Source organism: Microcoleus sp. D3_18_C4 (genome assembly GCF_036702355.1).
Taxonomy (GTDB): domain Bacteria; phylum Cyanobacteriota; class Cyanobacteriia; order Cyanobacteriales; family Microcoleaceae; genus Microcoleus.
Map to the genome: position 1 here is coordinate 78,880 of NZ_JAUBTF010000021.1, position 20,343 is coordinate 99,222.

The 20,343-nt window shown below is 45.7% G+C and carries 19 protein-coding genes; 11 read left to right on the top strand and 8 right to left on the bottom strand.

What is annotated here, in order from left to right:
* Positions 1-49: 49 nt before the first annotated feature.
* A complete protein-coding gene (locus QUA90_RS13120) occupies positions 50-802 on the top strand; it encodes a PPC domain-containing protein (RefSeq protein WP_333445876.1) in 753 nt (250 codons plus the stop codon).
* Positions 803-820: 18 nt separating this feature from the next.
* On the opposite strand, the gene QUA90_RS13125 is transcribed toward QUA90_RS13120, so the two are convergent.
* Together QUA90_RS13125 and QUA90_RS13130 are read right to left on the bottom strand one after the other, a co-directional pair.
* Positions 821-1,045, bottom strand: a complete 225-nt coding sequence (locus tag QUA90_RS13125) for a YgiT-type zinc finger protein (RefSeq protein WP_333445878.1) — start codon at positions 1,043-1,045, stop codon at positions 821-823.
* Between the two features lie 13 nt (positions 1,046-1,058).
* Positions 1,059-1,358 (bottom strand): DUF4258 domain-containing protein, encoded by a 300-nt coding sequence (locus tag QUA90_RS13130; protein ID WP_333445880.1) that lies wholly within the window; start codon positions 1,356-1,358, stop codon positions 1,059-1,061.
* A gap of 108 nt (positions 1,359-1,466) precedes the next feature.
* On the opposite strand from QUA90_RS13130, the gene QUA90_RS13135 reads away from it, so the two are divergent.
* A complete protein-coding gene (locus QUA90_RS13135; protein ID WP_333445882.1) occupies positions 1,467-2,624 on the top strand; it encodes a tetratricopeptide repeat protein in 1,158 nt (385 codons plus the stop codon).
* Positions 2,625-2,728: 104 nt separating this feature from the next.
* On the opposite strand, the gene QUA90_RS13140 is transcribed toward QUA90_RS13135, so the two are convergent.
* Complete coding sequence (locus tag QUA90_RS13140; RefSeq protein ID WP_333445884.1) at positions 2,729-3,181, bottom strand: hypothetical protein; 453 nt, start codon at positions 3,179-3,181, stop codon at positions 2,729-2,731.
* A gap of 318 nt (positions 3,182-3,499) precedes the next feature.
* Here QUA90_RS13140 and QUA90_RS13145 point away from each other — a divergent pair, with 318 nt between their 5' ends.
* The gene (locus QUA90_RS13145) at positions 3,500-4,117 is read left to right on the top strand and encodes a triacylglycerol lipase (RefSeq protein WP_333445886.1); all 618 of its coding nucleotides are present in this window, start codon (positions 3,500-3,502) and stop codon (positions 4,115-4,117) included.
* Positions 4,118-4,119: 2 nt separating this feature from the next.
* A complete protein-coding gene (locus QUA90_RS13150) occupies positions 4,120-4,731 on the top strand; it encodes an alpha/beta fold hydrolase (protein WP_333445888.1) in 612 nt (203 codons plus the stop codon).
* A 118-nt stretch (positions 4,732-4,849) separates the two neighbouring features.
* On the opposite strand, the gene QUA90_RS13155 is transcribed toward QUA90_RS13150, so the two are convergent.
* Positions 4,850-5,281 carry a VOC family protein gene (locus tag QUA90_RS13155; protein WP_333331881.1) on the bottom strand — a complete coding sequence of 144 codons (432 nt, stop codon included), beginning with the start codon at positions 5,279-5,281 and terminating at the stop codon, positions 4,850-4,852.
* Between the two features lie 11 nt (positions 5,282-5,292).
* Between QUA90_RS13155 and QUA90_RS13160 the strand changes: the two genes are divergently transcribed.
* Complete coding sequence (locus tag QUA90_RS13160) at positions 5,293-6,105, top strand: TIGR00297 family protein (protein WP_333445890.1); 813 nt, start codon at positions 5,293-5,295, stop codon at positions 6,103-6,105.
* Positions 6,106-6,280: 175 nt separating this feature from the next.
* Here QUA90_RS13160 and hetR read toward each other — a convergent pair whose 3' ends face one another.
* The 4 genes from hetR to QUA90_RS13180 form a co-directional block, all read right to left on the bottom strand.
* Positions 6,281-7,186, bottom strand: coding sequence for a heterocyst differentiation master regulator HetR (gene hetR, locus QUA90_RS13165; protein ID WP_333325578.1), 906 nt, complete (start codon positions 7,184-7,186; stop codon positions 6,281-6,283).
* 853 nt (positions 7,187-8,039) lie between these two features.
* Positions 8,040-8,267, bottom strand: a complete 228-nt coding sequence (locus tag QUA90_RS13170; protein WP_333290977.1) for a hypothetical protein — start codon at positions 8,265-8,267, stop codon at positions 8,040-8,042.
* Between the two features lie 611 nt (positions 8,268-8,878).
* Complete coding sequence (locus tag QUA90_RS13175; RefSeq protein WP_333153243.1) at positions 8,879-9,106, bottom strand: hypothetical protein; 228 nt, start codon at positions 9,104-9,106, stop codon at positions 8,879-8,881.
* A gap of 96 nt (positions 9,107-9,202) precedes the next feature.
* Complete coding sequence (locus QUA90_RS13180; protein WP_333445892.1) at positions 9,203-11,005, bottom strand: FAD-dependent oxidoreductase; 1,803 nt, start codon at positions 11,003-11,005, stop codon at positions 9,203-9,205.
* 334 nt (positions 11,006-11,339) lie between these two features.
* On the opposite strand from QUA90_RS13180, the gene cysC reads away from it, so the two are divergent.
* The 6 genes from cysC (at position 11,340) to QUA90_RS13210 (ending at position 20,091) form a co-directional block, all read left to right on the top strand.
* Complete coding sequence (gene cysC, locus QUA90_RS13185; RefSeq protein WP_333085628.1) at positions 11,340-11,864, top strand: adenylyl-sulfate kinase; 525 nt, start codon at positions 11,340-11,342, stop codon at positions 11,862-11,864.
* Between the two features lie 37 nt (positions 11,865-11,901).
* Positions 11,902-13,488, top strand: a complete 1,587-nt coding sequence (locus QUA90_RS13190; protein WP_333445894.1) for an SLBB domain-containing protein — start codon at positions 11,902-11,904, stop codon at positions 13,486-13,488.
* A 142-nt stretch (positions 13,489-13,630) separates the two neighbouring features.
* The gene (locus QUA90_RS13195) at positions 13,631-15,955 is read left to right on the top strand and encodes a polysaccharide biosynthesis tyrosine autokinase (RefSeq protein WP_333331862.1); all 2,325 of its coding nucleotides are present in this window, start codon (positions 13,631-13,633) and stop codon (positions 15,953-15,955) included.
* Between the two features lie 424 nt (positions 15,956-16,379).
* Positions 16,380-17,747, top strand: coding sequence for an NAD-dependent succinate-semialdehyde dehydrogenase (locus QUA90_RS13200; RefSeq protein ID WP_333445896.1), 1,368 nt, complete (start codon positions 16,380-16,382; stop codon positions 17,745-17,747).
* A 142-nt stretch (positions 17,748-17,889) separates the two neighbouring features.
* Entirely contained in the window at positions 17,890-19,527 is a 1,638-nt protein-coding gene (locus tag QUA90_RS13205) for an acetolactate synthase large subunit (RefSeq protein ID WP_333210458.1), read from the top strand.
* 177 nt (positions 19,528-19,704) lie between these two features.
* Positions 19,705-20,091 carry an IS630 transposase-related protein gene (locus tag QUA90_RS13210; protein ID WP_333445898.1) on the top strand — a complete coding sequence of 129 codons (387 nt, stop codon included), beginning with the start codon at positions 19,705-19,707 and terminating at the stop codon, positions 20,089-20,091.
* Positions 20,092-20,343 lie beyond the last annotated feature (252 nt).

Genomic DNA, 20,343 nt, shown 5'->3' on the forward strand with positions numbered 1-20,343 from the left:
GGAAGTATACCGTACAGCACCTGACAACAATAAATAGAAACAAGTATTTATGAAAAGCCGATCGCCCTTCACCCTCACTCTCAGCGTCATCTCAGCAATTGTAACCACTACCGTACCAGCAGTTTTTGCCCAGCAACAGCCATCAGCCAACCAAATCTACATCGATAAAAATTGCCAGCGCAATCAGCAATTACCGCAACTTGAAAGATTCACTATCTTTAGCAGAAACGAATTTACAACTAACGGTCAAAACTATTGGTTCTACGCCGCCCGCTATCAAGATGGAGGCGTACTTCTCTGTATATCGAAACCAAATTTTAATCAACCAAAACCTATAAATGAACAAAAAATACAAGCCAATTTTATTGACAAAATAGTCCGAGATATCAACAACAAAACAGGTTTTATCATCGTAGTCAGAGAAGGAAATGGCCTCGATGTACCCATGACAAATTACGGCTTAGAATTGAGCAATGTCGATCGCCCAAAACTCACCTCCCTTTCCCTCCTACAGCAGCGGGGAACCCTCACAGACGGCGAATCCCGCGAACACACATTTCAAGGACGGGCAGGTCAATCTATTACGATCGACCTCAAAAGCAGAGCATTCGACCACAACATAACACTGTTGGACACCAGCGGCAAAAATATTGCCCAAACAACAGGTAACTCCCAGAATCGCCGAGAGTCTCAACTCACCGTAAAATTGCCTAGTAACGGCACTTATAAAATAGTTGTTAAAGGAGGCGATCGTACAAGCAAAGGTTCCTACACCTTAAGCATTAATTCCAACCACTTATAACTAAATCTAAACCAACCGCTAGGCAAACTCAAACACAGGTGTTTCAACTACCCTAATAGGCTTTCTATCTTCCCCAATCATTTTCTGTAACTGTTCCACAGTTTCCGGCGAAAAAAAACGCTCTCCCGTTTCCAAACACACTCTAGCAGGAACATTTTCAATAATAATAAACTTACCATTGATTTCAAGGGTATAATTTACTTTTTGTTCCACCATTGTTTCTTTCCAGATGTCATTGTTCATTTTGATTTATCCTTCACTTAAAATCAATCCAAATTTTCGGATCTGGTTCGTATAAAGTAATGATTTGTACCAAAGGACGAGATGGATAACTGCACTGAACGTGCACAGGTTTATTGGCAAGGGTGAAGCCGAAAATCAAACAGCTTGGGCCATATTTGTCATCGGGATACTCTTCAATAACTTCACCAACCATTATTGCTTCCCGGAGTTCTTGTACCCTGATACGGCGAACTATGCTTTGGTTTACTGCGTGTTGTGAAAGCTCAAAATCATTTTTTACAAATTTGACCCGTATTTTTTCAATAATTGTCATAGTTTCATATCATATCTATAAGTTAACACAACAGCAAAAATTGTTAACCAGTGGCGGAACCAACCAAACATCAGCCAAGATAGAAACAACGCCATTCCCCCAATCGCCATGACAGACATCAACCAAATAGCCGCCGCCCTAGAGGGTAAAGACTACAAACAAGCTGCCCAACTCATCAAAAAACTACAAAAAGACTCCCCCGAAAATCCGTGGGTACAATACTATATCGCCCGCTACTACGAACTCACCAACAACCTCGAAAAAGCCCAAACAACCTATAAACAAATACTCCGCGACATCACCAACCCCAAAATCGTCTCCCAGACCCGCCAAGCTATTCAACGGGTTGAAAGCGCACAACAAAACCTTCGCCAACAAGCCATAGAAACCGCCAAAAACGACCCCAGCAACCTCGAACCCGGACTCCTTATCCTCGAACCCGTGAGTCCCGAAAACAAACCCGCCGCCATTCAAAATATCAGCAGAATCTTTAAAATCGACGCCTACACAACCCGGATGCAAATCCAAAGCCGCGGCTGGAGACTCTACAAAACTGGCCCCATCGCCGAACTCCGAATTTACGGCCAAGAAATCCTCAAAGCCGGCATTCCCGTATTTTGGGCAACCCTAAGCGATATTCAAAAAATCCAAATCTTCCGAGTGCAACACTTCCAGTCTCTCTCTTCCCCAGCCGTTGTTTGTAAAGATAAACTCGATCGACTCGGTGCGATCGAATTTAGCTGGTCAGAAGTTACCCAAAGAGTAGAAGGCTTGTTGCCGATGTTCATCGAAGTCATGGACTACTCCCCCAACCGAAGAAAGGAGCAATTTCGCCACAGAGAAATCAGGCAAGATTACGCTCAAATCTGTGACTTACACATTCCCAGCAGAAACTGCATTCTGCGAATTTGCGACCAAAGTTACGAATTTCAACAAGGAGTTGACTTCACCAAAGCTTCAGCCGAGCTCCCCACTTCACCGAACCAGAAAAACAAAACATCGAGAGTCAAAAACTCTCCACAAATTCCTCAAAGTACCACCAGAATTAACTGGAATAACTTACTGGAAATATTCGATCGCCAGCTTGACGTTACAGTTTGGTCAGAATTTACGCCCTTTGCCGAGACAGTGCTCGATTACACTAATATGTTGAGCAAAATCGAATCTCATATAGAAGTCGAGCGCAAATCCGAAACTCCTTGGGACTCAGCTTTTCAGCTATACAGCGGATTAGCTTTCCTCAGAAACCAAGAAAATAGGGAATAGAACAAATAGTTAAACTTAAAAATGAGGAATCCCATTTTTAATTTGTTAACGTCAGCATTGGGAATCATCCAATGCCCAATTCCCTATTATCAATTCCCAATTTCCTACTTCGTTTTCACCTGACGGGCCATTTCCCGGAAATTGTTCATGCTGGGGCCAGGGGTCCGACGGCTTCCATTTGGTGTCGGCATTAAATTATTAGGAGCAAAAGTCCGAATAGGTTCAGCTTGACTCGGCACTTTTCCGTTAGTTGCTGCCGCTGCCGGTACCTTCGCGGGTTCTGCATTATTAGCAGGAACGCTAGCGACTGGTTCGTTTTCTTTCTTCGACTTTTTCTCTACCTTAGCCTTTTTAGCTGGTTCAGACTTCTCAGACTTAACAGACTCAGCTTTTGCCGGTGCGATCGCAACAGGCTCAGCCTTCGCAGGCGCAACTTTTGCTGGTTCCTTCGCTCCCGATTCGCCCAAATCTAGGAAATATTCAGACTTTTTCAAGCCCAACAGTCTGGCAAAAAAGCCGAAAATACCGCCGAAGAAATTTTTGATAAAACCAAACATTAGACTTACTCCTTTTGTTCTTTTAGAGAAATTTGTACAAGCTTGTCAACAAAGTTAGATTACGAGCAATGGCAACCTTTGTCTACATTTATTCATCAAAATTTACATTTGGCTATATCTAAGCTCGCTCATCAAAGCAAATTTTAGGTATGAATACTCACAGTGCTTTGCACTTATTTACAAAGTATCTCAGAATTTGTTAGGGATTCCCACTCATTGTCGATCGTACCTCGATCCGATTCGCTAGCTGTCCTAGTACGGGTAAAACTCCCTAGGGGAGTGATTTATGCTTTAATCACCAAGCAATTTTCTTTTCAAATGAACAGTTCGCTCGATCGCAATCCCGTCATCCTCCTACACGGCATCTGGGACACAAAGATGATTTTCAGCAAAATGTCCGCCCGCCTCACCGAACTCGGATGGTCAGTCCACAGCCTCAACCTCACCCCCAACGACGGCAGCCTCAGCCTCGACTTACTGGCCAAGCAACTCGCAGACTACATCTCTGAAACCTTCGATCCAGAACAGCCTTTAGACATAGTAGGCTACAGCATGGGCGGCATAGTCAGTCGCTACTACGTCCAGCGACTCGGAGGAATCAACCGCGTACAGCGTTTCATCACCCTATCTTCCCCCCACCACGGCACCCTCACCGCCTATTCCCTACGCCTACCAGGATACCTGGATATGCGCCCCGATAGTCGCTTGCTGCGCGATTTGAATCAAGATGTGACAATGCTCAAACGCATAAACTTTACATCAATGTGGACGCCATTTGACATAATGATTGTACCGGCGAACAGCTCCCAAATGCCAGTAGGTAAAGAAGTTAAAGTCAACGTTTTGCTGCACCGCCAAATGGTGACAGAACCCCTAAGTATTAACGCAATAGTTGAAGAACTCAAAGCACCTATAGAAAATAAAATTCCCACTTAAAAATGAATAGCAATTTCAGCCGCAACCCCGTCTTGCTAATTCACGGAATTTTCAGAAAATCGGGAATTTTTCACAAAATGTCTGCCTACCTGACCAAACTGGGATGGTCAGTCTACACCCTCAATCTCTCACCCCATTGGGGCAACGCCAGCATAGACGAATTAGCCCAACAAATAGCAGATTATATAGACAAAACCTTTGCGCCAGAACAGCATTTAGATATAGTAGGATTGAGCATGGGCGGTTTAGTAACTCGCTACTACCTGCAAAGGTTAGGCGGCATTAACCGAGTGCAGCGCTTTATTGCCATATCTTCTCCTCACAGCGGTACTTGGATGGCTTACACTCTCTGGGGAAAAGGCTGCATCCAAATGCGTCCTGGCAGTGCTTTTTTAGAAGATTTAAATCGAGATACTGCTTTGTTGGAAAATCTCAATTTTACTTCGATTTGGACAGATTGGGATTTTATCATCGTACCCGCTTCTAGTTCCCAAATATCTGCTGCCAAAGAAGTAAAATTGTCCGTATTCGCCCATGCCATGATGGCGTGGCATTCCAGCAGTTTAAAAGCGGTCGCTGAAGCACTTTCAGAACCCTTGAAAGTTCATGATTGACCGTTTGATTCATTCTTGTATAATGTCAAATTTTGTAGGTTCACCTACAATAATTGCCTAAAACCAACAATCTGGTAAACCTGTCCCCACAGGAGGCAAATCGCTACCGGACTAGATATCAAACAGCATCCCCAACTTCAGCGTATTCGCTGCGACCAAAAATTGCTTCCGCTTCAGAATAATACTTGAACTCAAGTATATTGTGGAAAGGGTCTTCTAAGAAAAAAGTACGGTGTTCTGTAGGCAAACCGACAAATCGCCGTCTCGGTTCTTGATAGAAATTTAAGTTGTTTTGCTGGGCTTTTTCTAGCAACGCTTCCCAGTCAGCTTCGGAAGTAAAAATTAACCCAAAATGCCGGGGATAGATGCCTCGCTGAGGCGTCAAAGGTTCGTGGCTGACGTGGGCGACAATTTGGTGGCCACACAAACCCATAATCGCAGAATTAGGCGATTCGCGACCTAGTTCGCAGCCCAGCCCGTCTACATAGAACGCTTTGGTTTGGGCAATATCGGTCACGGGGAAGGCAAGATGAAATAAGACTTGGTTCATGGAGGTACTCAATGCAGAATTCAGAATTGTTCTTTAATTATTTATCTTGGTCTAATCCTTGGTTGCTGGCGATCGCCCTAAATACAGTTTTACTCGCGATCGCCACCATTGCTCCTAAAAAATTGCTCACTCCCGCTGGCCAATTTCACGGCTGGGTATTGGGCGTCCTCATCTGGGGCTGTTTGGGATGGCAAGGCTATGCTGTGGTGATGTTTTACTTTCTTGTCGGATCGGGAGTTACCCGCATCGGCAAAGCCCAAAAAGAAGCAGAAGGCATAGCCGAAAAGCGTTCAGGCGCCAGAGGCCCAGAAAATGTCTGGGGTTCAGCTTTAACCGCTACTCTTTGCGCTGTGGCAGTTTTGGGATTATCTATTTTAGGAGAGACAGGCAAAATGTCTGTGCCACAAAATGCTATTTCCCTGTTATTGCTGGGTTACGCGGCGAGTTTTTGCACCAAACTTTCGGATACCTGCGCTAGCGAAATCGGCAAAGCTTACGGCAAGCGGACTTTTTTGATTACCAGCTTGCAGCCTGTACCTAGAGGTACGGAAGGGGCCGTAAGTTTGGAAGGAACGATCGCGGGTATTGTCGGCTCAATTTTGATTGCGCTTTTAAGTTGGGCCGTCGGTTTAATAGACTTGACAGGAATTGTTTTTTGTGTTATGGCAGCTTTTATTGCCACGAACATCGAGAGCGTGATGGGGGCGACGGTGCAATCAAAGTTTGAGTGGCTGACGAACGAGGTGGTAAATTTTTTCAATACACTCATAGGAGCGATCGCAGCGATTATTTTAGCGGCGACCTGGAGAGCTTTTTTAGCTTAGTTAATCTTGGACGCATTCGCGACCCAATAAACCGGGTTTTTTACGAGAATTCAAACGATTAACGCAGTATTTTTGGAAAAAAAGCCGGTTGCGCCGTCCAGGGCTATTAGCTATTAATCATTAGTCATTAGTCTCAAGCAATCAACTCATGACTAATGATTAATAGTTAATAAAACTAAGCGTCGTCTTGCGGCCCAAAAACCATTTGTACAATCATCGTCGGTTCGCCCCGTTTGTGATAGCGATCGGCCCAATTGCGAATAATTTCATCTAATTCCTCAAGGGCTTGGTCGAGCCGTTCCGGCGGAATATCCAAAGTCTCCATAATTCGCATCACCTTCGGTTGTTTTTCCGCCCAATCCTTCATCAGTCGGAAATATCTAGCCGTATCCTCAACCATAGTAAATGTCCGCTCTTCCTGCTCTGCCGGAGAGTAAGTAGCGCGGCTGAGGGCATAAAACGGCATTCCCCAAGGAGAATCAATGCGAGTTACTGTCCCAGAATAGATCAAGCGCCGCTTAATGTGTTCTGCTAGAGCCTCGCTCAAAGGCATTCGCCTTTCTGGAGACATATCTTCTTGCGATCGCCTGTGCAGAAACTCGATCAACTCCATAAACTGAAAAGAATTGATCAGTTGAGCGTCTGGCGGATTCGGAGGAATCTTGCCTTCGAGATATTTTTTTTCATCTACAGTCAAATTGTTTCCCGGAATGCGAGGGCGTCCCGGCATCCAACCATACTGTTCCAGCCAGACATAAGGAAACTGAATCAAATATCTAGGTTCTTGGGAACCCAACATTTTCAGCAATTTTCCCTGAGTCAGAGCTTCCCGGACTTCCTCAACAATCACCTTCACCCGTTTAGGCTCAATGTGATGCAAGTGTCCGGTCATCCGCAGGTTGTTATCCTGCTCCATATAAGTCATATAAATGGCACACTTAGCCGCCGTTGCGGCCGCGTCTAGAAACGCCCCGTGCCTGTGCCCACTGGTTCTCATGGCGCTAAACGCCAGATATAGCATGATCTGATCCATTGCACTAGGGCTGAGGCTTTTGACCAGATCCAAAGAGTCATTTTTCATCACTATCCCCGAAATAGCCAAATTTGGAGGCATTTTGTCATCCTCCATTAAATTATTGCGAGAGCGCCGAATCAAGCATAGCCGACTGTCGCCGGAAAGCTTGCCAGCTACCCTAATATTCAGGTTAGTTAAGTTCCCTGAGGTAACAGGGGCATGGGCTTAAAGGCTATCCACACCGCATAAGTGGTTCTTATTGGTGGCCAATTTAAGTAGATTGCTGCACCCTCTGCGCTGACAGTTTACCTATATATAAGTTAGTTATCGCAAATTAATTATAGTGCAGCGGTTGAAAATTAAACCCTACCTGTGGGGGGGAGAACGTAAATAACTGTTGCGCTCCCAGGAATTTGAGGCGACTCCGATCCCCTAATTCTTGAATAGTCATGGATGCCAAAACCCGGTTTGATCAACTAAAATAAGGCTGTTGCATAATTGCGGGAAGATTTTGATGGTTTTGTGGGATGGGATCTCGTAGCCCGTCCGCTGTATTTTCACAGCAGGCAGGACACCCCACAATAATCCTCCTCAAATTCTGCAACGCCAAAATAAGGCGTGGAAGGCGAGGGATATTGGTTGAAAAACCCCGATGATCCGAGGCCTGTGGTTAGTACTTGTTTAATTGAAGCGTTTTCAATACAAAACCGCCACATACTAGAATCTATCTCTAGGTAGATGGCGGTTCCCCGTTTATATGCTAACATTTATCACACAAAAAATAATCTCCTCAGAACTGTCCACAAAAAGTGCAGTTGTCGCTTAACCTTAAAAACTAGAATCCCAGAAAATCCGATCGCGCGATCAAATGAACGGCCCAAAGCAACTCATTTGTGGTCATCACTTGCGTCCGATGCCCTTAGAAATCTTGTAGCGGATGAGTGTAAACAGTAGGCTCAGTAAAATTTCTGCGGATGCGCTTTCTCTCAGGACCACGCTCGCCCCTTTGTTGAGTTTGCGCTGACAACATATATTGGGCGGTGCCAGTTTCGAGGATGGGGAGTGGAGATTCAAAAGCTTGAGCGGCGCTGGCACTCAAGGTAATGCCCAACAGGCTCAGTAAAGCAATTGCAGTGTAGGTTTTCATGGGTAGTATTCGTATCAGTATCTATTTAGAGATACGACATTTACCCAGGTTTATCAGGATGAATTTCCCGGAAATTATCAAACTATAGAATTAGGAATCAGCAATCAGGAATCAGAAGGAAGAAGAAGAAGGAAAAAGGAAGAATAAATCAGGCTTTAGTTAAGCTATCGTGCATTTAAATTGTCTCCTAAAATCCTTGTATAAAAAGCGGAAAATTATCTTTCCCTCTCCCTTTCTCACCCTCTCGCCCTCCAGGAGCAACAGACACTTTAGATGCGTACCATCTGATATATGAGAGCAGTCATAAGTCGATGTAAAAGGGAATAAATAAAATCTCTAGCTTCACTAATAAAAAAATTCCTAATTGCACTACCCAGACGGTTGCAATAATATACAAAACCGCCAAATAGGAGATTCAATCTCTCGATAGATGGCGGTTTAAGGTTTATATGCTATCATCACTCACATAAAAGAAGAGCCTAATGACTGTAAACAAGAAATGCAGTTGCCTTGGAAGCCTGAAAAACTAGCATCCCAGGAAATCAGATTGAGCGCTCGACACGGGCGGCAGAAACTAACTCAATAACGGAAATAGCTTTCGTCCAATGTCATTAAAATGCTTGTAGTTGATGAGTGTAAAGATTAGGCTCAATGAACTCTCGGCGTCCGCTGCCTCTTTCTGGAGAACGATCGCCCCTTTGTTCGGTTTGGGCGGATAAAATGTATGGATGTGTGGCAATTTGGAGCAGTCCGACGAGGGATTCCAAGACTAGAACGACAGTGGCGCTCAAAGTCACGTCCAAAAGACTCAGTAAAGCAATTGGTGTGTAAGTTTGCATGGGTAGTATCCGTGTCAGTGTCTATTAACTGATACGGGCTCTCCCCGATCGATCAGGATAAATTTCTGTGAAATTTTCGGATCTCTGCAAAAAACCTTACCTCTTCAATTCTACTGAGCCCGCCAGCAGCCAAGCACCTGCCGAATTCAGCTTGCCCCATACTGTCAGAGGCTTTTCGGTTTCGCAACTGTGTAAAAATCTGTCGGTTTCCGAGTCCAAAGTCACGAGTTGCCAAGTTTGACCGGCCGCAGATGCGGGGCTTGTCAGCGTTAGTGTCCAGTCTTGTTCGCCGAGGCGACGGAAAATGCCCGAAAATTGGCTGTGGGTATTTGCTGTTTGACTGCTTTGTTTCTCTACTGACTCCTGACATTCGCCGCTGGCGGGATATGCTTCAGGTCGATCGAGATAATAGCGTTGCCAATCCAGCCAGTCCGATCGCCCCCGTGTCAAATTAAATAAAGGAATAACCGCCGCACTCGCCTCGGAATCTTGCAGCAAAGCTTCCTGCAAAACTCTCACCGGCAACTCCCGCGGCTGACATCCAGATTCCGCGCACAAAGCCGCCGCCATCCCCGCCGCCTGTCCAATATTCATTACCGTCGGTTGCAAGCGAGTTGCACCGTTGGCGATGTGGGAGACGGAAATGTTTTTTTCGCAGATTAGCAAACCGTCTGTACTCGCAGGAATTAGCGCGCTGTAAGGAATGGTAAACGGAGTTCCCGTCCAGCGACCGCCCCAGCGGATGGATTTTGGCTGCAGAGGAATGTCGCCACTGGGGTAGTGGTGGTCATTGGCATAGTTGCCGATCGCAATTGTTTCACAAATACCCTCAGAATTTATCGGCAACTTCGCGACTCTTCCACCGACAATAGGCAAAATATCTTGTTCTGTGACTGTACTTATCCCTCGCAAGCGCCGACTTTCTCGGTAGTAAGGATGTAAGGCAAAGGAAGAAAGAAGGGAAGAATTTTGTTGATTTTTGATCGTTGAAATGGGGAAAATATTCTGTGCTAAGCCGTAGCGGCGGCCAAGTTGCGTTTGAATGAAGCGGGCGAAACTTTGAGTGTGCCACAGACTTTCTTGCAGGAATTCTTGTCGAGATGCTTCAGATGCAATTAGTCGATCGACCCCTTCACCATAATCATTACCTCGAATCGGCCAATTAATCATCAACAATCCGCCTGGCAGCCGGCCGTAATTAAGAAATTGTTCAGGAGTGTAACCGTCCCAAGCACCGATAAATCGATCGGGATTGTCAACAGGTGGCGCGGGAATTTCTGGCGCAAGCGCACCTTTACCAAAATCTTGCATGATTGCCACCCAAGTCGGAGCTTGCACCGAATAGCTCTCTGTGAGATCATTAGAGGCGATCGGCGCGCTGGGTTCTCCCCACTCGGCTTGGAATTCCCAACCCCAGCGGTGTCCAACATCCGCTAAAACCAGCAAATCTCCCAATTCCGTTGCATCTAAAGTGATTTTGGCCAAAACCGTAAAATCTGCAAACTGAACGCCAGAAATGCGATCTCCTTCATACATCACATCTTGAGCTTTTTGTCCAGAAACCCAGCGCAAGTTCGGCAAACATTTAACCCAATCAGCGAAAATATCAGCACCGGTGCGGGGATCGTAAGTAAAAAAACTTACCCAGCCCCAATCCAAACCTCCCGGCTGTCGCTGCTTAAGTTCCCGCAAAAACGCGCCCCACAAACCGGTTTGAAAAGCTGCTAATTCATTGCCATCGGGGGCACAAACGCCTGCGGAAGTCAGCATTCCTCCCAGCCAGGGGAATTCGCTTACTAAAATAGTTTTGGCACCTCGGCGGGCTGCTTGGACGGCCGCAGCGGTGCCGCCGGTGCCACCACCGACTACTAAAACATCTGCTTTTAAGGTTGGGGACATGGGGAATAGGATTTTAGATTTTAGATTTTAGATTTTAGATTGCCAAAGGCTCAGTCAGGTGATGAGTGCGCTACGGATAGATGTTCGGCGTTGGCGATCGCGAATTGAATTTTACTGCCTAAAGACTTGACAAATAATAAATCGGGAATTATGCAGCGAGTGCACAATTTTGTTACTAAATGACCGCAGGAGCGATCGCAAATTTTGATTTCTCACTTTTGGCGCGCAAATATTGGCAAGATGACACCGCGAATAACGATAATAGAAAAAAGGGAACAGCATCTATAAAGTTTTACGTCTTCATAATTTCCCAGTTACTAATTAACGGCTGAAAATGGAAAAAGGTTTTATTTTGTGGTTCACCGGGCTGAGCGGTTCCGGCAAGACAACTATCACCAAAGCTCTCGAACCCGAATTGAAGGCAAGAGGTTGCAAAGTTGAAATATTGGATGGAGATGTCGTTCGCACCAACTTGTCAAAAGGTTTGGGATTTAGCCAAGAAGACCGAGATACTAATATTCGGCGGATTGGATTTGTAGCTCACCTGCTGAGCCGCAATGGAGTAGCGGCAATGACAGCAGCTATTAGCCCATACAGAGCAATTCGCGATGAAATTAGAGCAATGGAACCCAATTTTGTGGAAGTATATGTCACAGCGCCGTTAGAAGTGTGCGAAGGTCGCGATGTCAAGGGGCTATACGCTAAGGCCAGAGCAGGAGAAATTAAGGGTTTTACGGGAATTGACGATCCTTATGAAGAACCGCTGAATCCTGAGATTATTTGTTACACAGAGCGAGAAAGTGTGGAAGAGAGTGTTAAAAAAGTTCTGAGCAAGTTAGAAGAGTTGGGTTACATTTGATGGTGGCGGGGTAGGAAGCGGATAGGGGCAAAAGGCGATGGCGAGCAAAAACTATTCAAAATTCAATACTGTCAAAGGTTTCACGGTCAAATTTTTAACAGTGTCAGTGTTCGCGGCGGTGGGTTCATCTCCTGCGGCGGCCCAGTTTATGCCTCCTCCTCCTCCTCCTGATGCGGGTTCTCCTGTTCCTGTACCGGTACCGGCAGTGCCGGGATTGCCGGGATTGCCGGCAAGTGAACCTTCAAGTGTACGATCGGAAGTTTACACTTTAGGCGCGGGCGATCGTATTCAAATGGACATCTTCAACGTCCCGGAATACAGCGGCCCCAACGGTCAACACCAAGTACAGGCCGACGGTTCCCTAAATTTGCCGTTAATTGGCAGCGTTTCGGTGTACGGGATGACCTTAGAACAAGCTTCTAATGCTGTTAAAGACAAATACGGCAAATACCTTAAACGTCCTTGGATTACCCTCAAACTGCTGGCGCCGCGTCCTTTGCAAATTGCGATCGCGGGCGAAATCAACCGCCCCGGAGCCTATACAATATCCTCAGCAGCAGGCCCCGGAGGCACAGCAGAGCAAATGGGAACTCAAATGCCAACGATATCGCGGGCTCTGCGAATGGCCGGCGGAATTACCCAGTCAGCAGACGTGCGGCAAATCAAAATTCGCCGCCCCCAGCGCAACGCACCGGAACAAATTATTAGTGTGGATTTGTGGGAATTATTGCAAAACGGCGATTTGCGGGCCGATATGACTTTGCGCGACGGCGATACTATATTTATTCCCACTGTAACTAGCCTCAACCGCCAAGAAGCACCGACTTTAGCAGTAGCTAACATTACCGGACAAAGCACTCAACCAATTAATATTGCTGTGGTGGGCGAAGTAACTCGCCCCGGTACTTATACTTTGGCAAAAGAGGCTCAAAGTAGGGTACAAGAGAATGAAATGGGTGAAAATTCTGGTTTGTTTGCTGCCAGCGAAACCAACGGCGGCGAAAATGTTTTGCAGCAAACTGTAACGAGGGCAATTAAAATGGCGGGCGGCATTACGCCTGTAGCTGATATCAGACAAATACAAGTTCGCCGCCTGACACGGGCGGGTACAGAACAAATTATTAATGTGAATTTGTGGCAACTTTTGGAAGGGGGAGATGTATCCCAAGATTTAGCGCTACAACAGGGAGATACGGTAATCGTTCCCAAAGCCGAAAACCTCGATGAAACCCAAGACGAACAAGTTGCTAATTCTAATTTTTCACCGGATACTATTAAGGTGAACATTGTGGGAGAAGTCGTGAAACCGGGAGCGATTGCGGTGCTGCCCAACACTACTTTAAATCAAGCGCTGGTAGCAGCGGGAGGTTTTAATAAAGCGCGGGCAGAAATGGATTCAGTGAATTTAATTCGCCTCAATCCTAACGGCACCGTTTCGCAGCTAACTGTTAAGGTTGATTTTTCTGCAACGGCCAATGAAGCAACTAATCCCAAACTGCAAAATAATGATGTAATTATGGTAAGGCGATCGGGCCGCGCTACGTTCTCTGATAATGTAGGCGGAACTCTCGCTCCTCTCAGCCCGCTGTTAGGAATATTTCGGTTATTCGATATTTTTCGGTGATTTGAAGAGACTAGCATTAAGACCTCAGAAATCCGCTTTATAAAAAAATTGCGGTTTGGTAATGAAATATCGAGGAATCAACCGATTTCCTGAAAATCCGCCACCAATACAGACGTTTAAACTAATAAGTTGTAGAAATCCAATGAAACCAGGGAAACAATCTCAAGTAGCACTGTTTAATCATAAAAAAACCGCTGATCTGCAAAAAATGTCTTCTGGGCTTTATGAAGAAGATCAATTTTTAGGCAGAAACAAAACCGAGGCAGAAGAGTTAAGTTTTTGGGAAGTTTGCCGCAGTCGCTCAATCTTAGTCATCGGTGTAGCAGCTGCAGTGACTACCGGAGTTTTCGCCTGGACACTGAATCAAAAAAGCGAGTACGAAGGGCGCTTTCAATTATTAGTAGAGCCAGCGGTTACGCAAAATACTTTAGCCAAAATCTACTCCGGTGAGCTGAAACTGCAACCAGCGGCCCCGGCGACGCAAGAAAAGGGCGGTTTTGACTACGAATCCCAAATTCAAGTTTTGCAAAGTCCGCAAGTAATGTCGCCGATTATTAAACAGTTGCAGGCTAAGTATCCGGAAATAAATTACAACTACCTCTTGAACCAAAAAGCAGATAATTTGCCGTTTTCTCAGGAAACTAGGTTGTCAATTAATCGCTTCAAAAATACCAAGATTATCGAAGTTAGATATCGGGATTATGACCCGAAAAAAATTCAGTTTGTTTTGGAAAAAGTTGCGCTAGGCTACCGCAACTACAGCGTGCAAGATACCACCACTCAAATTAGTCAGACTCTGGATTTTGTGAAATCGCAAATTCCCAACCAGCGAAAGCGCCAACAAGCTCTGCAAACAGAAATTCAAAAATTGCGGCAGCAGTACAATTTCATCGATCCGCAAATTCAAACCCAACAGCTTTCGCAGCAAATCAGCCAACTTCAAGCGCAAAGATTGGACGCGCAAACGCAGTTAAACCAGCAGAGATTGCTCTATTCTAATCTACAAAATCAGCTTGGACTGAACCAGCAGCAAGCGCTGATGGCGTCGGCTCTCAGTCAAGCTCCCCGCTATCAAGGGATGCTGACTCAATTGCAACAATTAGAAGGGCAAATTGCGATTAACTCGGCTACGTTTACAGACGAAACCCCGCAAATGCAATTGTTGCGAGAACAGCGCAAGAACCTGATTCCTTTGTTGCAGAAAGAAGCCCAACAAGTTCTGGGAACTGATTTGGCTAAGGTAAATTCACAAGTGCTGGCTTTTCAAGATCCGGTGCGGATTAAGTTAATCGAGCAGTTTATCGGTACTGCTAATTTAATTCAGGTGCTGGGCGTGCGGAATCAAGTTTTGGAACAAGCTGCTAAGCAGTTGAATCAATACTCTCAAAAATTCCCGGTGATTTTGCGGCGCTATTCCGATTTGCAGCGCGAGTTGGATTTAACTAACAATACGCTGAATGGTTTGCTGGCAAAACAGCAAGCTTTGCAGCTTGAATCTGTGGGCAAAAAAGAGGTGGCTTGGGAAGTTATTGCTAAGCCGGAAATTCCGCGTTACAAAAATGGCGACTTGAGGGCTGTTGCTCCGATTATGCCTTTGAATTTGGCTTTGGGGGGATTGGCTGGTTTGCTGTTCGGTATGCTGGCGGCGCAGTTGGCGGAACGATTTAAAAATAAAACGGTGTTCCAAACTCCAGAGGATGTCAAACAGTCGATTCGCCTGCCTTTGTTGGGGGTAATTCCTGCTAGCGATAAAATTTTGAGACTTCCTCCTGCTGAGACAAGCCCGGTGGATGTGGCAATTTCGCCGATGCCGACGGATGCTTTTCAAGAAGCTTTTCGATCGCTCAATGCGAATATTCGCTTACTAAACGTTGAAACTCCGATCAATTCTTGCGTAATTACTTCTTGTCAAGTAGGTGACGGCAAGTCTACGGTAGCAGTAAATCTGGCGCGGGCGGCGGCTGCAATGGGCCAGCAAGTGCTGTTGGTGGATGGGGATTTACGGCGCCCGCAGGTACACGAAATGCTGGGTTTACCGAATTGGCAAGGCTTGCACAATGTGATTGCTGATGATGTAGATGTGCAAAAGGTGATTTTGCGATCGCCCCGCGATGAAAATTTGTTTGTGTTAACTTCCGGCCCGGTTCCTCTCGATCCCACAAAGGTGCTTTCTTCCCGCAAAATGCAGCATTTAATGGCAGCTTTGTCAAGTCATTTTGACTTAGTTATTTACGATACTGCGCCGCTTTTAGGTTTGGCGGATGCGAATTTGTTGGCGGCTCACACTAACGGATTGATGCTGGTAGTAGGGCTGCATCAAACTCAGCGGGAGGCCCTGGTGTTGGCTTTTGAAGATTTAAAAATGGCGGGGATTCCGCTGTTGGGAATGGTAGCGAATAACGATAAAGGCAGCAGGTATTACTATCAGTCTTACGTGCAGGATTACGTCCAGGAACAGTCTGTTTGAGGGAGAGGAATTGAGAAATGTTTAGTGGAACAGGCCGTCGGGCTTGTTCTTGAGAATGCAAGGCGGGCGGGACACCCGATCAGATATTTAATCCATCTTGCACCATTAATTGTGAATCAAGCTGTCTGGGGCGGGCGTCCCGCCCCAGAAGAACATTTAATTTTTATGGAACAGGCCGGCGTCGCCTGTTCTTGAGATTTGTGCGTGATTTCAGAAAGACAAATTTTCTTAAGATTTGCGTTCGAGACTCTGAACTATAATTAAAAGTAGGAGAAATTTAAACAAATCGCGGCAGTTGCAACTTGGCAACATCTGAAAGAAAACGTGGCTGGTAAATTCCTATTTTGTAATACCTTGATACAACTCCCTGCCTCGGCTCAAAACTAGCAGGGAGTTTTGTGTTTTTCACACAGGAGATGAAACAATGGCTATTGCTACTATCAACCCGGCAACGGGAGAAACGCTGAAAACTTTCGAGCCGATCGCGGATGAGGTAATAGAAGCTAAGCTGGAATTAGCACAGCAAGCTTTTAAAAAATACCGCCAACTACCGTTTGAGCAGAGAGCCCTGTGGATGCAGAAAGCTGCAGACATCTTGGAGCGCGATCGCGAAATTTACGCTGAAATGATGACCTTGGAAATGGGCAAAACGCTCAAATCTGCGATCGGCGAAGTGGAAAAATGCGCCTTAGTTTGCCGCTATTACGCCAAAAATGCCGCTCAATTTATGGCAGACGTACCGGCAACCACTGACGCTAGCAGCAGCTTTGTCCGCTACCAACCGCTGGGCGCTATTTTAGCCGTTATGCCGTGGAATTTCCCATTTTGGCAAGTTTTTCGGTTTGCGGCACCGGCGCTGATGGCGGGCAATGTTGGCTTGCTCAAACACGCTTCCAACGTGCCGCAGTGCGCTTTGAAAATCGAAGAAATTTTTACGCTTGCTGGCTTTCCCGAAGGAGTTTTTCAAACTTTGTTAGTCGGCGCCGACAAAGTAGCCGATATCGTTGCGGACGATCGTATCAAAGCAGCAACCCTCACCGGTAGCGAACCAGCCGGTGAAAGTTTGGCAGCAAATGCGGGCAAAAATTTGAAAAAAGTAGTCCTGGAATTGGGAGGAAGTGACCCATTTATTGTGATGTCCAGCGCCGATTTAGCAGCAGCTTTATCAACTGCTGTGACATCCCGGATGCTCAATAACGGTCAATCTTGCATCGCCGCCAAACGCTTTATTTTAGCAGAAGAGATTGCCGACGAATTTATCACAGGATTTGTCGAAAAATTCGAGCAATTAAAAGTCGGCGATCCGATGTTGCCCGAAACCGATATCGGCCCTTTAGCTACTCCGGCAATCCTCAAAGACTTGGACAATCAAGTGCAAACTTGCATCCAATCGGGAGCAAAACTTCTGACAGGTGGTCGCCCATTGTCAGAGAATGCCGGCAATTTCTACTTGCCAACTATTGTGGCAGATATTCCCCCGGATGCTGGGGCGCGTCAAGAAGAATTTTTCGGGCCCGTAGCTTTAGTATTCAGGGTTGCAGGCATCGATGAGGCGATCGAACTGGCAAATAGCACATCTTTTGGCTTGGGTGCGTCAGCTTGGACTACAGTAAACTCAGAGAGCGATCGCTTTATTTCCGAACTAGAAGCCGGCGCGGTATTCATCAACGGTTTAGTAAAATCCGACCCCAGATTGCCCTTTGGCGGCATCAAACGCTCCGGTTACGGACGCGAATTGAGCATCCAAGGAATGCACGAATTTGTTAACATAAAAACAGTGTGGGTGAAATAAGCTCCCACTCTATCAACCGATCGCACAAATCTACATAAGTCTGCGTTTATCTGCGTTTACCTGCGGTTAAAAATTCCCATTTAGTATTTTGGCGATCGGTTGAAAAAGACAAAAAAACCATTAACCGAGGAGAGAAACGGAAATGAACACAGCTCAACTATTGGTAAAATGTTTAGAAAATGAAGGCGTCGAATACGTCTTCGGACTTCCTGGAGAAGAAAATTTAGAAGTTTTAGAAGCCCTGAGAAACTCTTCAATTAAATTTATTACTACTCGCCACGAACAAGGCGCCGCTTTCATGGCAGACGTTTACGGTCGTCTCACTGGCAAAGCCGGCGTTTGCTTGTCCACCTTGGGCCCTGGCGCAACTAACTTAATGACAGGAGTTGCTGACGCCAACTTAGACGGCGCTCCTTTAATAGCAATTACCGGACAAGTCGGCACAGACAGAATGCACATAGAATCGCACCAATATTTAGATTTGGTCGCCATGTTTGCGCCAGTTACTAAGTGGAATGCTCAAATTGTTCGCCCCAGCACGACGGCAGAAATTGTCCGCAAAGCCTTTAAAGTAGCTCAAAGTGAAAAGCCGGGAGCAGTTCACATTGACTTACCTGAAAACATCGCAGCAATGCCTGCTGAAGGACAGCCGCTCACCAAAGACAACCGCGAAAAAACTTTTGGCGCTTACCAAAGCTTGAATAAAGCCGCTGTGGCAATTTCCAAGGCAAAAAGTCCTCTGCTTTTAGTAGGAAACGGCGCGATCCGCGCTAACGCCAGCGACGCTTTGACACAATTTGCTACTCGATTGAATATTCCTGTAGCTAATACTTTCATGGGCAAAGGTGTAATTCCTTACACTCACCCTTTGGCGCTTTGGACGACGGGCTTGCAAAAACGCGATTACATTAGCTGTGCTTTTGAAGAAACGGATTTAGTGATTGCGGTTGGCTACGATTTGATTGAATATTCCCCGAAGAAGTGGAATCCAGAAGGAAAAATTCCGATTATTCACATTGGATCTCTGCCAGCAGAAATTGACAGCAGTTATATTCCTATTATAGAAGTTGTGGGAGATATTTCTGATTCCCTCAATGAAATTTTGCAGCGTGCCGATCGCATGGAGAAAGTAGACCCTTTTGCTAAGCAATTGCGGGCTGATATTCGCGCTGGCTACGAACAATATGCAGCCGACGACGGTTTCCCGATTAAGCCACAAAAACTCATTTACGATTTGCGGCAAGTCCTGGGCCCGGAAGATATTCTTATCTCTGATGTGGGAGCTCACAAAATGTGGATCGCGCGGCACTATCATTGCGATCGCCCGAATACCTGTTTGATTTCCAACGGATTTGCGGCGATGGGAATTGCGATTCCCGGTGCGGTGGCTGCAAAACTCGTTTATCCCGATCGCAAAGTAATAGCAGCCACCGGCGACGGTGGTTTTATGATGAATTGCCAAGAGTTAGAAACTGCTTTGCGAGTCGGTACTAATTTTGTGACGCTGATCTTTAATGACGGCGGTTACGGGTTAATTGAATGGAAGCAGCAAGATTATTTTGGTCATTCCGATTTCGTCAAATTTGGCAATCCCGACTTTGTGAAATTTGCGGAAAGTATGGGTTTAAAAGGCTATCGAGTGGAATCTGCAACCGATTTTATTCCGATTCTGAAAGAAGCCCTGGCTCAAGATGTCCCTTGCGTGATTGATTGTCCGGTAGACTATCGGGAAAATGCGCGTTTCAGTCAATTATCTGGGGATATGAGTTGCAATTTGTAAGAGTAGCTAGAGTCCCGGCTTCTTTAAGAAGTCGGGGTTCTAATAATGGATATTCTTGGAGATAGAGTTTTGTAGCTTGTTTGGTTCTTCCTTACTTACTATGCTAAATCAATAGTTGAATTACAGCACTTCCGGATGTTATGAGGTACAATACAATCAACTAAAAATAATACACCAATGAAAGCATATTCAGTAGATTTGCGAACAAAAATAGTAGCAGCTCATCAAGATCAGAAGCTGTCGATCAGAAAAACAGCAGCGATATTTTCCGTCAGTAAAAGCTCTTTTCAAAAACTGGTCAAGCAACAAAAAATAGAGGGGAATTTACAGCCGAAACCCAGGGGAAAACCGAGATACCGTCATTTGAATAATTCCACAGCTTCTTTGAGGGAAATAGTGGCAGCACATCCCGATGCAACCTTACTAGAATTGTGTGAGTTATTTGCCGAAAAGACGGGAAATTGGGTGGGTAGAACAGCCATGTGTAACGCCTTACAGAAGTTGGGATTAAATCGTAAAAAAAAACAGTCAGGAGTAGCCAAGCAGGCACAGAAAGAGTCATGAAGTTAAGGTTAGAGTATTGGGAAAAAGTCAAGCATATCAACCCAGAAAATCTAGTATTTTTAGATGAGACTGGAGTATTACGCTTGTTTAAGCAGAAGTCATGCACGTTCCCAACTAGGGACTAGAGCCTATGCGGTCAAACCTTTTTATCGAGGCCAAAAAGTCACAGTAATTGGGGCTCTTCTGGGTTTGCGGTGGAAACTGTATAATTAAGGAACTTTATGCTAGAGGCTAAGCTCATGGATTTCCATC

Coding starts and splice junctions, on each gene's coding strand:
- QUA90_RS13125 (WP_333445878.1), bottom strand. CDS start 1,045: ATGAACAATGACATCTGGAAAGAAACAATGGTGGAACAAAAAGTAAAT.
- QUA90_RS13160 (WP_333445890.1), top strand. CDS start 5,293: ATGCAGAATTCAGAATTGTTCTTTAATTATTTATCTTGGTCTAATCCT.
- QUA90_RS13205 (WP_333210458.1), top strand. CDS start 17,890: ATGAACACAGCTCAACTATTGGTAAAATGTTTAGAAAATGAAGGCGTC.
- QUA90_RS13155 (WP_333331881.1), bottom strand. CDS start 5,281: ATGAACCAAGTCTTATTTCATCTTGCCTTCCCCGTGACCGATATTGCC.
- QUA90_RS13200 (WP_333445896.1), top strand. CDS start 16,380: ATGGCTATTGCTACTATCAACCCGGCAACGGGAGAAACGCTGAAAACT.
- QUA90_RS13210 (WP_333445898.1), top strand. CDS start 19,705: ATGAAAGCATATTCAGTAGATTTGCGAACAAAAATAGTAGCAGCTCAT.
- QUA90_RS13190 (WP_333445894.1), top strand. CDS start 11,902: ATGGCGAGCAAAAACTATTCAAAATTCAATACTGTCAAAGGTTTCACG.
- QUA90_RS13175 (WP_333153243.1), bottom strand. CDS start 9,106: ATGCAAACTTACACACCAATTGCTTTACTGAGTCTTTTGGACGTGACT.
- QUA90_RS13170 (WP_333290977.1), bottom strand. CDS start 8,267: ATGAAAACCTACACTGCAATTGCTTTACTGAGCCTGTTGGGCATTACC.
- QUA90_RS13145 (WP_333445886.1), top strand. CDS start 3,500: ATGAACAGTTCGCTCGATCGCAATCCCGTCATCCTCCTACACGGCATC.
- cysC (WP_333085628.1), top strand. CDS start 11,340: ATGGAAAAAGGTTTTATTTTGTGGTTCACCGGGCTGAGCGGTTCCGGC.
- QUA90_RS13180 (WP_333445892.1), bottom strand. CDS start 11,005: ATGTCCCCAACCTTAAAAGCAGATGTTTTAGTAGTCGGTGGTGGCACC.
- QUA90_RS13120 (WP_333445876.1), top strand. CDS start 50: ATGAAAAGCCGATCGCCCTTCACCCTCACTCTCAGCGTCATCTCAGCA.
- QUA90_RS13140 (WP_333445884.1), bottom strand. CDS start 3,181: ATGTTTGGTTTTATCAAAAATTTCTTCGGCGGTATTTTCGGCTTTTTT.
- hetR (WP_333325578.1), bottom strand. CDS start 7,186: ATGAAAAATGACTCTTTGGATCTGGTCAAAAGCCTCAGCCCTAGTGCA.
- QUA90_RS13135 (WP_333445882.1), top strand. CDS start 1,467: ATGACAGACATCAACCAAATAGCCGCCGCCCTAGAGGGTAAAGACTAC.
- QUA90_RS13195 (WP_333331862.1), top strand. CDS start 13,631: ATGAAACCAGGGAAACAATCTCAAGTAGCACTGTTTAATCATAAAAAA.
- QUA90_RS13150 (WP_333445888.1), top strand. CDS start 4,120: ATGAATAGCAATTTCAGCCGCAACCCCGTCTTGCTAATTCACGGAATT.
- QUA90_RS13130 (WP_333445880.1), bottom strand. CDS start 1,358: ATGACAATTATTGAAAAAATACGGGTCAAATTTGTAAAAAATGATTTT.